16 protein-coding genes and 1 rRNA gene are annotated in these 15,035 nt (G+C 40.2%); 7 read left to right on the top strand and 10 right to left on the bottom strand.

Features of this window, described 5'->3' with window-relative positions; all coding sequences use genetic code 11:
• The first annotated feature begins 68 nt into the window (after positions 1-68).
• From rpsU to purN, 5 genes are all read left to right on the top strand, one after another.
• Complete coding sequence (gene rpsU / locus VGA95_09100; GenBank protein HEX9666698.1) at positions 69-260, top strand: 30S ribosomal protein S21; 192 nt, start codon at positions 69-71, stop codon at positions 258-260.
• A 147-nt stretch (positions 261-407) separates the two neighbouring features.
• Entirely contained in the window at positions 408-2,186 is a 1,779-nt protein-coding gene (gene dnaG, locus VGA95_09095) for a DNA primase (protein HEX9666697.1), read from the top strand.
• Positions 2,176-3,759, top strand: coding sequence for a sigma-70 family RNA polymerase sigma factor (locus VGA95_09090; protein HEX9666696.1), 1,584 nt, complete (start codon positions 2,176-2,178; stop codon positions 3,757-3,759). Before dnaG ends, VGA95_09090 begins: the two co-directional genes overlap by 11 nt.
• A gap of 196 nt (positions 3,760-3,955) precedes the next feature.
• A 5S ribosomal RNA gene (gene rrf / locus VGA95_09085) occupies positions 3,956-4,072 on the top strand.
• Between the two features lie 72 nt (positions 4,073-4,144).
• A complete protein-coding gene (gene purN, locus VGA95_09080) occupies positions 4,145-4,750 on the top strand; it encodes a phosphoribosylglycinamide formyltransferase (protein HEX9666695.1) in 606 nt (201 codons plus the stop codon).
• A gap of 81 nt (positions 4,751-4,831) precedes the next feature.
• Here the strand turns inward: purN and aroF are convergent, their stop codons facing one another.
• Positions 4,832-5,851: a 3-deoxy-7-phosphoheptulonate synthase gene (aroF, locus tag VGA95_09075; GenBank protein ID HEX9666694.1), complete on the bottom strand. Its 1,020-nt coding sequence runs from the start codon at positions 5,849-5,851 to the stop codon at positions 4,832-4,834.
• A gap of 191 nt (positions 5,852-6,042) precedes the next feature.
• Between aroF and VGA95_09070 the strand changes: the two genes are divergently transcribed.
• Positions 6,043-6,603 carry a hypothetical protein gene (locus VGA95_09070; protein HEX9666693.1) on the top strand — a complete coding sequence of 187 codons (561 nt, stop codon included), beginning with the start codon at positions 6,043-6,045 and terminating at the stop codon, positions 6,601-6,603.
• 10 nt (positions 6,604-6,613) lie between these two features.
• Here VGA95_09070 and VGA95_09065 read toward each other — a convergent pair whose 3' ends face one another.
• From VGA95_09065 to VGA95_09035, 7 genes are all read right to left on the bottom strand, one after another.
• Positions 6,614-6,877, bottom strand: a complete 264-nt coding sequence (locus VGA95_09065) for a hypothetical protein (GenBank protein HEX9666692.1) — start codon at positions 6,875-6,877, stop codon at positions 6,614-6,616.
• A gap of 260 nt (positions 6,878-7,137) precedes the next feature.
• Positions 7,138-7,761 (bottom strand): tRNA (guanosine(46)-N7)-methyltransferase TrmB, encoded by a 624-nt coding sequence (trmB, locus tag VGA95_09060; GenBank protein HEX9666691.1) that lies wholly within the window; start codon positions 7,759-7,761, stop codon positions 7,138-7,140.
• A 116-nt stretch (positions 7,762-7,877) separates the two neighbouring features.
• Positions 7,878-8,966 carry a 3-dehydroquinate synthase gene (gene aroB / locus VGA95_09055; GenBank protein HEX9666690.1) on the bottom strand — a complete coding sequence of 363 codons (1,089 nt, stop codon included), beginning with the start codon at positions 8,964-8,966 and terminating at the stop codon, positions 7,878-7,880.
• Positions 8,967-9,032: 66 nt separating this feature from the next.
• Positions 9,033-9,995 carry a diacylglycerol kinase family protein gene (locus VGA95_09050; GenBank protein HEX9666689.1) on the bottom strand — a complete coding sequence of 321 codons (963 nt, stop codon included), beginning with the start codon at positions 9,993-9,995 and terminating at the stop codon, positions 9,033-9,035.
• Positions 9,992-10,513 (bottom strand): adenine phosphoribosyltransferase, encoded by a 522-nt coding sequence (gene apt / locus VGA95_09045; protein ID HEX9666688.1) that lies wholly within the window; start codon positions 10,511-10,513, stop codon positions 9,992-9,994. The genes VGA95_09050 and apt overlap by 4 nt, the downstream gene beginning before the upstream one ends.
• 12 nt (positions 10,514-10,525) lie before the next feature.
• Positions 10,526-11,176, bottom strand: a complete 651-nt coding sequence (locus tag VGA95_09040; protein HEX9666687.1) for a peptidoglycan DD-metalloendopeptidase family protein — start codon at positions 11,174-11,176, stop codon at positions 10,526-10,528.
• On the bottom strand, positions 11,151-11,612 hold the full coding sequence (locus tag VGA95_09035) for a TIGR00725 family protein (GenBank protein HEX9666686.1): 462 nt from the start codon (positions 11,610-11,612) through the stop codon (positions 11,151-11,153). The genes VGA95_09040 and VGA95_09035 overlap by 26 nt, the downstream gene beginning before the upstream one ends.
• 275 nt (positions 11,613-11,887) lie before the next feature.
• On the opposite strand from VGA95_09035, the gene VGA95_09030 reads away from it, so the two are divergent.
• Complete coding sequence (locus tag VGA95_09030; GenBank protein HEX9666685.1) at positions 11,888-12,523, top strand: hypothetical protein; 636 nt, start codon at positions 11,888-11,890, stop codon at positions 12,521-12,523.
• Between the two features lie 103 nt (positions 12,524-12,626).
• Here VGA95_09030 and VGA95_09025 read toward each other — a convergent pair whose 3' ends face one another.
• Together VGA95_09025 and VGA95_09020 are read right to left on the bottom strand one after the other, a co-directional pair.
• The gene (locus VGA95_09025) at positions 12,627-14,627 is read right to left on the bottom strand and encodes a protein meaA (protein ID HEX9666684.1); all 2,001 of its coding nucleotides are present in this window, start codon (positions 14,625-14,627) and stop codon (positions 12,627-12,629) included.
• A gap of 150 nt (positions 14,628-14,777) precedes the next feature.
• A partial coding sequence (locus VGA95_09020; protein ID HEX9666683.1) for a hypothetical protein occupies positions 14,778-15,035 on the bottom strand: 258 nt, incomplete at its 5' end.

Raw genomic sequence — 15,035 nt, 5'->3', positions numbered from 1 at the left:
ACTTGACAATCTGATTTTAATGTTTTAGCTTGTAGAATAAACTCTGGTAGGTTCGAGGAGGGGTTTTTATGCCCGGGATTGCAGTTGGAAATAACGAGAGCATAGATAGTGCGCTAAGAAGGTTCAAAAAGCAGGTGGAGAAGGGGGGTGTGTTGTCTGAGGCTAGAAAACGCGAATATTATGAGAAGCCCAGTGAGAGAAAGAAAAAGAGATCTTACGCTGCAAAGAAACGCCTGTTGAAAAAGGTCAGAAGGGGTTAACCAAGTCAGTATCAATCTTTTTTGTACACGGATAAGGTCCGGGAGGGAACACTTACCTTTGACGCATTATTTACCTAATATTTTTTTTCGCATCCATTCTTCATACAAATCAGCTGATTTTTAATCGAGATTTTTTTATTGAGTTTTATGGCGAAACATTCCTATGAATCGCTTGTAAGAGAGATAAAGGGGAGGCTGAGTATTACAGGTCTAGTTGAAACCTATGTTTCTCTGAAAAGGGCTGGAAGGGGCTTTGTAGGACTCTGTCCTTTCCATGATGATAAGAACCCATCTTTCCATGTAAATGATGATATTGGTGTATTTCACTGCTTTGGTTGTGGTGCAGGTGGAGACATAATCGGCTTCGTAATGAAGTATAAGAATCTCTCTTTTAAGGAAGCAGTTGACGAACTTGCGAGTAAGGCTGAAATTAAAATTGAGAATAGGCCTCTTCCCGTCAGTAGGAATTCGGGAAGGGGGTTATCTCTTAAGGTCAATGCATTAGCATGCGAATACTATCACGAAATGTTGACTCAAAGCGCAGAGGGTAAAGGCGCCAAAAGTTATTTGGAGAGGAGAGGATTTTCAGATGAAATCATAAGAGAGTTTCAATTGGGTTATGCACCTCGGGGTTGGGATAAATTAGAAAATTTCTTAAGAAGGAAGAAATTTCCTTTAGAAATCGCGGAAAAGAATGGTCTTGTCATTAAGAGAAATAATAGAGAAGGGTACTATGACAGGTTTAGGAATAGAATAATATTCCCTATTGCTGATGTAGATTCGAAGGTGGTTGGTTTTGGTGGACGTGTCATCGATGGTGAAGACAGTCCTAAGTATATTAACTCACCCGAGTCTGAAATTTATCACAAAAGAAGTATCTTCTTCGGGCTAGATAAATCTAAAGATTTCATTCGAAGAACAGAGAAAGCAATTATAGTTGAAGGGTATATGGATTATCTTTCACTTTATGCCGCTGGAATAAAAAATGTTGTTGCTACCCTGGGAACTTCATTAACGCAGGAACATTCCTTATTGCTTAGGAGGTATACGGACAAGGTAGCGATTGTATTTGACGGGGATAAATCTGGGGAAGATGCTTCTATTAGGGGCCTTGAGGTTTTTCTGAAGGTAGGAATAACGCCCTCCATCGTAGTATTACCACAAGAACACGATCCTGATTCGTTCACTACGAAGAGTGGTGGGGATGAGTTCTTAAGTTTGGTTGATAATGCGACTTCCTTGATGGACTTTTTTATTGAAAAAAGTCTATGGTCATTTAAAGAAGGTAATGTAACTAGGAATAAAGCAATTCAGAGAATAATCGAGATGATAGGAATTATGCAAGATTCAATTGAAAAGACGCATTATATAAAAAAAACCGCCGAAATTTTTGGGCTCAGGGAACATGAATTATTTTCATTCATGAAAAATGTGACGCATTCCCAGATTTTGGAAAGCTCTAGCCTGGTAGAAAGACCCAATTCGCATGAAAAAATGCTTCTTAAGATTGTTTTAAAGTTCCCACAGCTATTACAGGTCCTGAGGGATACGAGTATTATCCAGTTCTTAGGTGATAGTGAGATTGAGTCTGTCTTAAGAGTAATGTTAGAAAGAGATCTTATAGAAGTATCATCCGTTCTCCTGCATTTCAATAATACGTATACTCAAGAGATCGTATCCGAAGCGATATTCTCGTCCGATGATGTTACAGATGAACACACTGCGAGAAAAATGATTGAAGACTGCATCAGAAAGATTAGGCTACGGAAGCTCGAAGACAGGATGAGATATCTCAGGGTAGAAATTGAGCAAGCTACTAACACAAAAGACGATGTGCTGGAGAAACAACTCATAAAAGAATATAAAGAATGCAGAGAATTAGTAGAACATGAGAAATCAATAAGGGGAGAAATGTATGAGGATTAAGAATAGGGTTGCATACCCTATAAAGGATGAAGAAGAGAATCTTACTAGTTCTCTCTTAAATTTGTGTGCTGAAGACGAAATTGATGAGGATGATCTAGACGAGCACGGATGTGAAGATGAAGAAAAATACGATGTAGAATTGGCTTCTCGAACAAATGGATTTGATCTGAGGACGGGTGGTGAAAATTTAAACGAATACGATCTGATTAGGTTTTACCTCCATGAAATAGCGGGTCACTCTCTCCTTTCAAGAGAACAGGAAATCAATATTGCAAAGGAAATAAAAAAAGGAAAAAGAATGATTGCAAAATTTATTCTTGTTTCTCCTGTAATGTTGAATGAAGTAATTAAACTTGGAGATAAACTCAAGAAAGGTACCCTAAATATAAGAGATGTTACGAGCTCAATTGATGACTACACTGATGATCTAGGAGAGGAAGAGATACTTTTTGGTATAAGGAGGTCAATTAACGCTATAAAACGTTTGTGTCAAGAGAACGAAAGGATAAAAAAGGAAATCAATTTATCTCCAAAAAACCATAACAGGGCTCGAAAACATAAGATCAAGAAAAATAACGAAAAAATAATCTCATATTTAGAGGATATAAATCTCAGTCGAAATCAAATGGATAGAATACTAGCGATCGCAAAGGAGTATATCAACCGAAATGAGCTAGTACAAAAGGGATATATTGAGGTTCACAAAGGTGGCATCCCCGAAGGGCCTAAATCGAAAAAGAGGGTAAAAAAGAAGATGGAAGATCTGGTTAGGGGAGCACAGGAACAAAATCAGAATCTTAGAATAGCCTTATGTGGCATAGAGCGGGGAGATAGAAGGACTCATAAATTTAGGAGGAAGCTCATTGAATCAAATTTGAGATTAGTTGTTAGCATAGCGAGAAGATATATAAATCGTGGTCTTCCCTTCCTAGATTTAGTTCAAGAGGGTAACGTTGGGCTCATGAGGGCAGTTGAAAAATTTGAATATCAAAGAGGATACAAATTCTCTACGTATGCAACATGGTGGATAAGGCAAGCGATTACCAGATCTCTTGCAGATCAATCTAGAATAATAAGAATACCCGTACATATGACCGAAACGATCAATAGGCTCATCAGGATTTCAAGAACTCTTGTTCAGGAGCTCGGGCGAGAGCCGATGGCGGAAGAGATATCGAAGAAGGTGGGACTGCCGTTAGAGAAGGTACTGAGGGTTCTTAAGATTTCCAAGGATCCAATATCCCTTGAATCTCCGATAGGAGACGAAGAAGATAGTAGACTTATGGATTTAATCGAAAACAAAGATTTGGCCTCTCCACTTCAGGTGCTTGAAATGAAGGAATTAAAGCAGATCATGAATAATGCTCTGACATCCGTGTTAAGTAAAAGGGAGGAAAGCATAGTAAGGCTTCGCTTTGGCATAGATGGCGAGAGGGAACACACGCTCGAGGAAGTGGGTCAGGAGTTTAAAGTGACGAGAGAAAGAATCAGACAGATAGAAGTTAAAGCAATCAAGAAATTGAAACGAGCCGGTCGAGTTTTTCCAATAAGGAGTTATTTGGAAAAGTCTTAAAGTTCTGGTATATCCCCCCTATAAAATTCACTACTTTAATTCTTATTCTCAATTCCTGTATCACGGAATGCTTACATTAGGTTGATATTATGTACGCGGGCGAGAGTCTGTGATTCATCTACTTCCTGAAGACCAAAATACAGTTGTAGGCCCATATTGACATTATGGATTTCTTTGTTAAATTTTATTGCTGAATCTGGGTGGCTATGCTGAAGAGGAAACGCCCGGTCCCATTCCGAACCCGGAAGCTAAGCTCTTCAAGGCCGATGATACTGCTTCCTTACGGGTGTGGGAAAGTAGGTAGCTGCCCTGATTCTTTTTTTTGTTGTCTCGATCGCTTACTCGTTTTTTTACCTCACTCAGTTTTAATTCAGGGAAAAAACTTATGAATATTAAGACCCGCCTTGCAGTTTTTGTGTCAGGAAGTGGTTCCAACCTCCAGGCAATCATCGATGCAAAGATTCCAACGGTGGAAATCGCGTTGGTATTCAGTAATAATCCCAATGCTTACGCAATCGAGAGAGCAAAAAAATATGGGATATCTTCTTTAGTGATTGATCATAGGGGGTACTCTTCCAGAGAGGATTATGAAAAGGAAATACTCAGATCAATTGGGCCTTATAATATTGACCTCATTGCCCTTGCAGGTTTTATGAGAATTCTATCTCCATATTTTGTCAGTAGGTTCAAAAACAGAATAATGAATCTTCATCCAGCACTTCTACCTGCGTTCGCCGGAGTCAATAGCGTTAAGCAGGCACTCGAATATGGTGTAAAATACACCGGATGCACGGTTCACTTCGTGGATGAAGGAGTCGATGCCGGCCCAATTATATCACAATCCGTCGTTCCAATATTCGAAAATGACACTGAAGATAGTCTGTTGGAGAGGATCCATGAGGAAGAGCACAGGATTTATGCTGAAGCAATTAGATTATTTTCAGAGGGAAAGTTAAAGATTAAGGGCCGGAAGGTATCGATTGAATCCTGAAATTCGTGAAATGATATATTGTGGTAAGTTAAATCAATGTCATTTCCGAATGGGTACCTTATCGAGATCAATATAAACAGATTATAAGTCTCTACCGACAGCCCTCGCCACAGGACGCGCTTTTTCCATAAGCACGGCAAATTTCGCAGGCTTCAAAGACTGGCCCCCATCGCTGACGGCAATCTCTGGTCTAATATGCACTTCAATCAATAAACCGTCTGCTCCCGCTGCTATCGCCGCTAGTGACATTGGTATTACATATTGCCAGTATCCTGTACCATGGCTTGGATCTGCGATTACAGGAAGATGAGTCTTTTCTTTCAATACCGGTATTGCATTTAGGTCGAAAGTATTTCTCGTGGCTGTTTCAAAGGTTCGTATGCCTCTTTCGCAGAGAACAACATTCAGATTACCTTCGGAAAGGATATATTCTGCGGACATGAGAAATTCGTTTATGGTTGTAGACATTCCTCTTTTTAGCAGGATGGGTTTGTTCGATCTGCCAACGCGTTTGAGTAGAGCGTAATTTTGTGAGTTCCTTGCACCAATTTGGAGCATGTCGCTGTACTCTGCTACAATTTCTAAATCTTCAGAGTCAAGAATCTCCGTTACGATTGGTAATCCTGTCAATTCCCTGGCTTTTGCAAGCAGTTTTAATCCCTCTTCTCCAAGACCCTGAAATGTATATGGTGATGTTCTTGGTTTAAAAGCACCGCCTCTTAGAATTGTTGCTCCAGCATTCTTTACCTCTTTTGCGGTTTCAAGAATCTGTTCTTCGTTCTCTACCGAGCATGGCCCTGCCATTACTTGTAATTTTTGGTTTCCAATCTTAACATCGCCAACTGTAACGACTGTGTTTTCAGGATTAAACTCCCTGCTAGCAAGTTTATAGGGTTGAAGTATGGGTACAACATTTTCTACCCCTTCTAGAACACCCAAGGTTTCAAGATGATGCGGCTTCCCTCTTTCATCTCCTATGACTCCTATAACAGTTCTTAACATACCTCGGATGACATGAGAACTGTAACCTAGTTCGTGTATCGTCGAGATTGCTTTTTCAATTTGCTCCTCGGTGGCATCACTTCTCATTACCACAATCATAGCCTTTTTGCCTCGCCATTATATCGGTTATAAGAATTTTGATAGATTCTGATAATACATAGAACGTACTTTATTGTCAATATTTAAAGGGTGTTAATAGAGTTACAGCTTGAATGGTAATAGATCTAGGTGTTGAGAATGGAATATGAAAGTGTATAATTAAGTGTGACGGTAGTTCGAGGAGGTAGATAATGATTAAACAAAGCTTATTCTTATCATTGCTTATTATAGTTGCTGCTATCTGCACGCCAAATAATTCCTTTTCTCAATCTACGAGTGGTGGAACAGGTATAGTATCGCCAAATGCACAGCCACCAAGTGGCGGATCTCAAACGCCGGACGTTCTCCAGGGTCAACCCGATTTCCCCGACTATATCGTAGCTCCCCGTGACAGCCTAAATCCATTTGGCCTTTCCAGTATGAGTGGAAGTACTGATGTTGATTACAGAGATAGTGCTGGTACTCTTGGAACAACCACCAAACGACCCAGTAATCTTGAAGTTAATCGTCCCAAAGAGCAAATTTCGGAGGAAGATGCTGATAAAAGTAATCAAGGCTCAGAAGATAGTTTCATTGAAGCGGATATTGTCAATCGACCCCCTCCATCAACTTCGCGTAAACATGAGAATATCTACAGGTGGACTGATGAAGAAGGCGTATTGCATGTCACAAATGACCTAGGATCCGTGCCTCCAAAATATCAAGAGCAGGCGGTAAAACAATCGTCTACGGCACAAGGTGCTGATTGGTAAACAGGTTTAATTACCCTTCTTTCTTTCCCGTAGGCTGTTTTATTTTTTCATCTATGTTGTCTAACTTACCTGAGAGTCGTTTGAGTTGACCTTCCATCGTAAACACTGAGTCATGCAGGCCTTCTATTCTTCTAAGGAGCAGGACACCGATAATGATCAATGGTAACAATATAAAGATGATGTGAAACCAGTATCCAGCACCCTGGGGGTTACCAGAGCAACCGCCTAAAATAAACACCACAGATGAGAGTTTAAGAGCGTTTGTAAAACGCATCGTCTGTCAAGTCCTCCTTTCGATTTATTGGCATATGCCGGTCCGTTAATTACTATCGAATTAAATCAGCTTTCCGTATTTAATATTACATTATTTATATTTGAATTTGAATAACTGAAAAATTATCTGGAACGCGATGCGGCGAAAGTCATGGTCATTATGATGTGATTCTTATATTACTGGCAAAATGGGGAATAAAAATATCTGTCTTAGAAAAATTATCCTTAAAGGTCTGGTTTACGCATTTATCGGTAATTCTCCTAAGAATTGTTTTGGTTCGCATAGCTCAGGTAAAAAATTTCTCGCCCCTCCATTCGATATTCGATTTCGTATTTTGTTAAAGGTCTGTTCGTGAGTGTGTTTGTGTAACCAGGGGATTCGAACGAGTTTTTAAATCCACTATTTTGATCGAAGACCGTTAGCATATGCTCTATATAATCTCTGTGATCACTGGTTATCTCTAACAATCCTCTCGGTTTCATGATTTTTGATAGCTTATCTAGGAACGAGTTATTAATGATCCTGTGTTTTTTGTGTCGATCCTTTGGCCAGGGATCCGGGAAATTGATATAAACATCAATAAACGTACTTGGCTTAAATACTTCATGCAGCGCGATTGTTGCATCCATATGGAGAAGCTTTACATTATTGATCTTTTGTTTCAGAAAAGCATTAACTGCCCTTTTGAATCTGTTACGTTTAATTTCTATGCCAACATAATTCAAATCTGGTCTTTCTTTTGCCATCTGTATCAGAAAATCACCGTATCCAAACCCAATCTCTAAGGCTAATTCATTAGTGTTATTGAGTACGTCTTGCATTTCTAGGGGAATGCAGTACTCGGATATATCCAGTACGGGGTTTATTATCGTCTTCAGTGACATTTAACTAGCAAATTCCCCGTACCTTACCGCAGAGATTTTCACTCTCTAATTTTTCAAGAATAATTCTCATCATTATCTTAAGAAGAATGATTCAGTACGTGAGAGATAATTTGTTGCTAGATTTGCTCAAGCGAATTATATATCAAATCTTCTTCAATTTTAATGCCGAATTTTCCCTCGGAGTCCGACATTTCACCGATCTTACTTGGTAGGACCATTTCTATATTTCCATCGCGTGCCTTTTTGTCGAGTTTCATGGTATCAATCATCATTCTTAAATCAGGCCTTTTCGATAATCTTGTCGGGAGTCCGGCTTTCCTTAAGAGAATGACCAGTCTTTCAAAATCGCCCCTGTCCAGGACCCCTAAGTTTAGTGCTATCTTTCCTTCAATGATCATCCCAATTGATATTGCTTCTCCATGAGTCATTTTATAATTGTATATTTTCTCAATCGCGTGCCCAACGGTGTGGCCGAAGTTGAGTATTTTTCTGAGGTTTGATTCTCTTTCGTCTCTTTCTACAATACTTCCCTTTATTTCACAGCATCTTTTAATTATTGATATGAGTAATTCTGGATTGTAAGAAAATATTTGATCAATTTGATTTTCAATTAATCGAAAGAGTCTTTCATCAATTATCACACCGTATTTTATGATCTCTGCAAGGCCTTCACGTATTTCCTTCTTCTCTAGCGTGGCCAATGTCTCAACGTCGATGTACACACCGTAGGGCTGATGGAAGGCTCCAATTAAGTTTTTACCATAAGGCGTATCGATGCCAGTTTTCCCACCAATGGAGCTATCGACGCAAGCAACAAGTGTAGTAGGGACTTGAATGTAAGGGATCCCTCTATTGTAGGTTGCAGCCACAAATCCAGCTACATCGCCAACTACGCCTCCCCCTAATGCTATTATTGCTGAATCTCTTGCGAGTCCCAGTTTTAGCATTTTGTTTTCTAAAATAACTTTGGTTCCCCTGTTTTTGTTGATCTCTCCCGCCGGGAAATAGATGAGATGTGTTTTGAGTCCTGATTTTACGAATTGATCAAGAAGCTTCTTCCCATGTAGATTTGCTACATTTGAATCTGATATTATTGCATATGAATGCGCCAGTCCAATCTTCTTTAATTCTGTTGGTATATTTTTTAGAATATTCCCACCAATTAATATTTCGTATGACTTATCCTCTGTTTTCTTCAGTTTCACTATAACCTTTTCCATCACAGTTTGGAAATTTATTGTAAGTCACTTAATTTCTGGTTTTAAGACTTGTCAGGTATTTCCTTTTAATGAGAGTATTTTTATTTTTGGTCCCATTTCAAGTTTTATATCAATTGGTTTCTCTGCATCTATAACTTCCCCATCAATTATATAACCTCTGTTACCTTCTATTTTAATAGAATGAGCTGACAGGTTTAGGAAATTCCCCGATTTATCGGAATCTAGTCCCCAATAAAATCCTATCGGTAGTTTATAAAAAACCTTTTTGAGGTAGGGGAGCCTTAAATATAATATATTAAATCTTTCCCCTGCTTTTGGTTGTTCTGAAAATCCTCTGAACCCAAACACTAGCCTGTTCACAGTCGCCGCTATCATAAATAGGTGGTCAGCAAAAGGGACCGTTTTATCATCGATATGAACGCAGGAATCTTCCTGTCTAAAGAGATCACGGTTCTCATTCCTAAGGTAGATGATACATGACTTCAACATAAGTTTTATTGCAACCGAGGTACCACCTCCTTCTCTGTAGTACCACTTCATGAACCTGTAAATGAAGCCATCGGCCCAGGTGAACGTGTAATAGGGTTTATTTAGTCTTGGATCGGTAACCTTGATTACTCCACGTTCTATACTCGTTAGCGGCTCATTGTTCCTTATGAGTCGAATCAAATTACGACAAACTGTCCTTTGATCGAATGATAGTCCAGCATCTGCTGAAATAAAATTCATTGTCCCACCTTTAAGCGGCACTATTAGAGGAGTGTTTTCCTCTCCACAGTAATTGATGTACTGACTAATTACAGAGCTTATTGTACCATCGCCACCACTAATACAAAGGATCTTTATCCCTTTTTTGTGAAATTCTCTTACAACATCTGGTATTTCATCCCTGTTCTTGGTCGAACGAATCAATCCATATTTGCCTATGATTGTTTCTATGTCTCTTATTTGCTTCTTCGTTTGCTTCTTGTTTAAGTTAGCAAATGGATTGAATAAACATCCTATGGGTTTCATGCCTGGAATTGCAGAACGGACCATACGGGTTGTGGCTTTAGTTTTCGTCTGCCATTGAGATCTGTAAGTTCCACCAGAAATGAATATCCCACTATTTCACCGCCGAGCTTTTTTACTAGTTCTCCCACGGCGGCTGAGGTGCCCCCAGTAGCCAGGAGATCATCAACCAGCACTACCCTACTGCCACCAGATATTGCATCCCTATGTACTTCCAGAATGTCCTTTCCGTATTCGAGATCGTAGGAAGCATTAATGGTCTGAAATGGGAGTTTGCCGAGCTTCCTGACAATAACCAGACCGATTCCGAGTTTATACGCAAGAGCGGAAGCGAATATAAAACCCCTCGCTTCGACACCGATTAGGTATTCAACTTTTTTATCAATTAGTGCTTCAGCCATGGTGTCTATTGCCTGACCAAAGGCTTTTGGATTCTGGAGGAGCGGAGTTATATCGTGAAATATAATGCCCTCCTTCGGATAATCCTGGACATTTCTGATATATTGTTTTAGATCTTCCAAATTTTTGTCTCCTTATGGCAGATAGATTATTGGGTTAAGTGGGTTTCCGTATTGTCGTATCTCGAAGTGTAAATGAGGACCCGTTGCGTTTCCACTGTTCCCCACTTCACCAATTACATCACCTTTTCTTATGCACGAGCCAGACCTTACATCATTCCTTTTATTGTGGGCGTATATTGTTCTTACGCCGTTTCCATGATCGAGGATTACAATCCTTCCATATTTAGAGAATCCGTCAAGTCCTTTTCCGCTTGCAATTACCAATCCATCTGCTACCGCCCTTATGGGTGTTCCTTTGGACGCGAGAATGTCGATTCCTGTATGAAACCCGCGACTTTCCCTTTTACCATAATAAGAGGAAATATTGCCTGTGACTGGCCATATTATATTTGAATAAACATTTCCGGGAATAACAATTGCCTGACCTACAGATATCTGGGACGGGTCTTTAATACCATTTGCGATTGCTATTATTTCAACAGGTATTCCGTATATGTTTGATATCTGAAAAAGGGTTTCTTGCTTTCTAACGTAGTGAATTTTTTTCGCTTCTGCAAACAGGTGGTTTCCCTTGACACATTGCTGAATGCTGATCGGAGCAGGAACTGAGGCTTTAGGATGTCCGGTACAAGCTTCGTTACTCCCAAGTGCGAGCAAGATCAAAAGCCATATCCACGGCTTCTTTGGGATTTGAGACTTTTTTGATCTCTGATGATACATCCCAGGTTTTAATTCCTATTATAGGAATTCCTATCTTCAATGCAAAAGCTATTTCCGAAAGTGTTCCGTAACTTCCACCTATTGCTATTATAGCATTACTTGTGCGAACAACAATAATGTTTCTTGCATGACTCATCCCCGTGACAATTGGTATATCAATGTATGGATTAGCTTCGTGTCTACTAAACCCGGGAATGATCCCTACGGTCAGCCCATGCTCTGATTTTGCGCCTCTGCAAGCGGCTTCCATGACTCCACCTACGCCACCACACACGAGTATTCCGTCTCTTTTTGCTATTTCTACTCCTACTTCCTGAGCGGCGCTGCACTCTTCATCTGATGCTTGAGATACTCCAATGATACCTATTATAGTTTTCATATTTTAAACAGACTCCAATTCCTTGAAGCCCGTTTTCTGATTATGTTTCGGTATTCGTTTACTATTTTACATTCGTTAGTTGACTTGTATAGCGTTTTATCCAATTTCCAAGCATAGCGTGAAGTTGCTTTGTCCAATTATATCATGTCGGGAATTAAACGCCCTTATTAGTGAAAGTGCCCCTTACTTGATTTTCCTGCAGACTTTGATAATGTTTTATGATAGTAGCTTTTATCGACAACCATGCAAAATCAAGCTAGTTAATAAGAGTAAGAATGAGTTTTAATAGAATATCTTCTTTTGTAATCTTAGTACTGATTTTCTTTACGCCTTCTTTTTCTTTGAAAGCACAAAACGATGTTGATGGTGGCTCCGCGCTAGGGTTTAATTTTAGGATCTCTAAGAAGCAGGCAATACAAGTTATAGAGGAAAAGGGTAAGAAGGTCTTAGAGAATAGCGTTGATTCAAAAGACATAAGGATGATATTAATTCAAGGTACAGTTGAGGAAATTCCGTTAAATATCCCTGAGTCTCAGGCTCTGACCCAGCTTGAGTTTTATGATGACGAACTGATGACTTCCACTCTTATCGTTGAATCTGCTGACTATTCCAGTCGGAATGAAATGGCAAATAAGTTGTATAAATTTTTAAGTGATAGTTATGGGGAGACTGCCAGTATGGAAAAAGTCCTGAATTTTATGACCTGGACTTGGCGGCAACCAAAAGTTAAGGTAGTTTTGACTGCCGACCAAAATAGTGACATTTTTAAGATAGCATACACCTATGAACCGCTGAGTCGGACTAAAATGGAGAAAGAGTTTGAAGAAAAACGGGAGGGCAAGGCGGAGGATCCCGCGACCCAGATGTTCCTTGAAGGTAACTACAGTAAACCAACCCACCTTAAGGAATAAAAACGACTCTTCCAAATTATGTTATTTTAATTTCAAATATAAAAACTGGCTATTAGATCTTCTTGAAAGGCTTCCAGAATAATGAGAATGTAAGAAGGGTGGTCTAATAGAGCTGTCTTGATCCTTTTACGATTTCAATTATATCCCTCATTATTCCATTAAGTGAAAAGTCTTTTGGAGTATAAACCTTTCTTATACCTGCTTTTAGCAGGTATCTAGCGTCATCTTCAGGAATGATGCCTCCCACGACAATTGGGATGTCTCCGAGATCCTTTTCTTTCAGTCTAGTTAGGATTTTTGGAATCAATGTGTCATGCGAACCTGAAAGTATGCTCAGTCCGATAACATCGAAATTTTCTTGCTCAACAGTGCTTACAATCTGTTCGGGCGTTAGCCTTATGCCCTGGTAGAGAACTTCCATCCCGACGTCCCGAGCTCGGACGGCAATCTGTTCGGCACCGTTTGAATGACCGTCTAAGCCTGGTTTACCGATAAAGAGTTTAATTGGCCTTCCTAATTTCTGCCGTACTTCGTTTGCATCATTTCTAATATCTCTGATTTCTTCAGAATCTTCTCGAATCCTGATGGATGTTCCTGTCGGTGCCCTGTATTCACCGAATACAGACCTGAGAGTGTCTGTCCACTCTCCGGTTGTGACTCCGACGTGGGCGCAATTGATCGATGCGGGCATTATGTTATTATTGCTTGTGGCTGCATTCTTGAGGGCTTTAAGTGCTAGTTCGACATCCTTCTTGTTTCTTTTTTCTCTGAAGGCACGGAGCCTTTCTATCTGTTCTTTCACAATGACATGGTCTACTTTCTGTATCGATTTATCGATTGACTCCACGAGAGGTGATGGCTCCGTTTCTGTAAAGCAATTAACGCCGGCTATTCTTATTTCTCCAGACTCAATTGCGCGAACGCGTTCAGCATGTGAATAAACCAGGGCCCTTTTCATATAATCAATAGCTTCGAGTGCGCCCCCCATTTTCTCTACCCTTTCTATCTCTTTTTGGGATTGTTCTTTCAGTGAATTGACCTTGTTTTTCATGACCTCTGAGCCTTCAAAAATGTCAGGATATTCGAGCAAGTCAGTTTCAAAGGCTAAAATCTGTTGAAATCTAAGTGACCATTGCTGATCCCATGGGCGTGGAAGTCCAAGTGCCTCGTTCCACGCAGGAAGCTGTATAGCCCTGGCTCGAGCATCCTTGCTCAATGTTACGCCAAGCATCTCGAGTATTATCCTTGCTACATTATTCTCCGGTTGAGTAGCGGGAAGGCCCAATGAATTTACCTGAACACCATATCTAAATCGTCTGAGTTTCTCGTTTTTGACACCGTAGCGATTAAGCGTGATATCGTCCCACAACTCGGTGAAAGCCAACATTTTGCAGATCTCTTCGACGAATCTGATCCCGGCATTTACAAAGAAAGAAATGCGCCCTACAACATCTGGGAATCTTTCTTCGGGGATCTGTCCACTTTCGCGGGTTTTATCCAGCACCGCAATTGCGTCGATAAGGGTAAAGGCTATCTCCTGCACTGGGGTCGCTCCGGCCTCCTGTAGGTGGTAGCTACAAATGTTTATGGGATTCCATTTGGGCACTTTCTCGTATGTAAAGGTAATCGTGTCAGAGATTAGCCGCATAGAGGGGGTTGGTGGAAACACATATGTGCCACGAGAGAGATATTCTTTTAATATATCATTCTGAGTAGTTCCCTGAAGCGATGATATGTCCAGCCCACGTTTTTCGGCAATGGCAATATATAGAGAGAGGAGCCAAGCCGCGGTCGCATTAATCGTCATAGAGGTATTCATAGTTTCTATCGGGATCTGTTCAAATAGGGTTTCCATATCTTCTATATGGCAGATTGGAACCCCTACTTTTCCGACTTCTCCTTCAGCTAGTGGATGGTCGGAGTCATATCCAGTCTGGGTGGGAAGGTCGAATGCAACGCTGAGGCCAGTCTGGCCCTTTGAGAGGTTCTTTCTAAATAACTCGTTCGAGGATCTTGCCGTTGTGTGTCCGGCGTATGTCCTCATAATCCATGGTTTGTCTTTTACTTGTTTTTTTTTGCGAATTACTTTTGCTTCTGTATGCATGAATCTTTAGTAATTGTCTACAATAACAATAATTCTATCCTAAAAGACGATAAAAGATAAATCTAAATTTTGAGCTCGCTTTTCATCTAGATGGTAGTGATTACAGTATCCACTCATTTGATTGCCCTATTGACATGCAGCTAATTTTGATCATTTTCCCTTTCTGATGTCGTAGCCTGTAATGGATTTACTTTTGTCGGCCATGGAATCTACATATTCCTTATCCACAAGCCCTGCCATGTAAGCCTTAGAAACCCTCATAAGCGCTATCTTTGCAGTTGCCTCGTCTATCATCTGCCCTGTCTTTGGATCAAACATAGAGCCGCCTCCCATTTCATGATAGAAGTCGAGTTGATATTTAGCCTCCTCTATCTGCTTTTCGGTTGGTGTATAGCACTCGTTTGATAT

The sequence above is a fragment of the Thermodesulfobacteriota bacterium genome (assembly GCA_036397855.1).
In the GTDB taxonomy this organism is placed as follows: Bacteria; Desulfobacterota_D; UBA1144; order Nemesobacterales; family CSP1-2; genus DASWID01.
The sequence above is the reverse complement of the archived record's forward strand: the minus strand, read 5'-3'. Positions and strand labels throughout refer to the sequence as shown.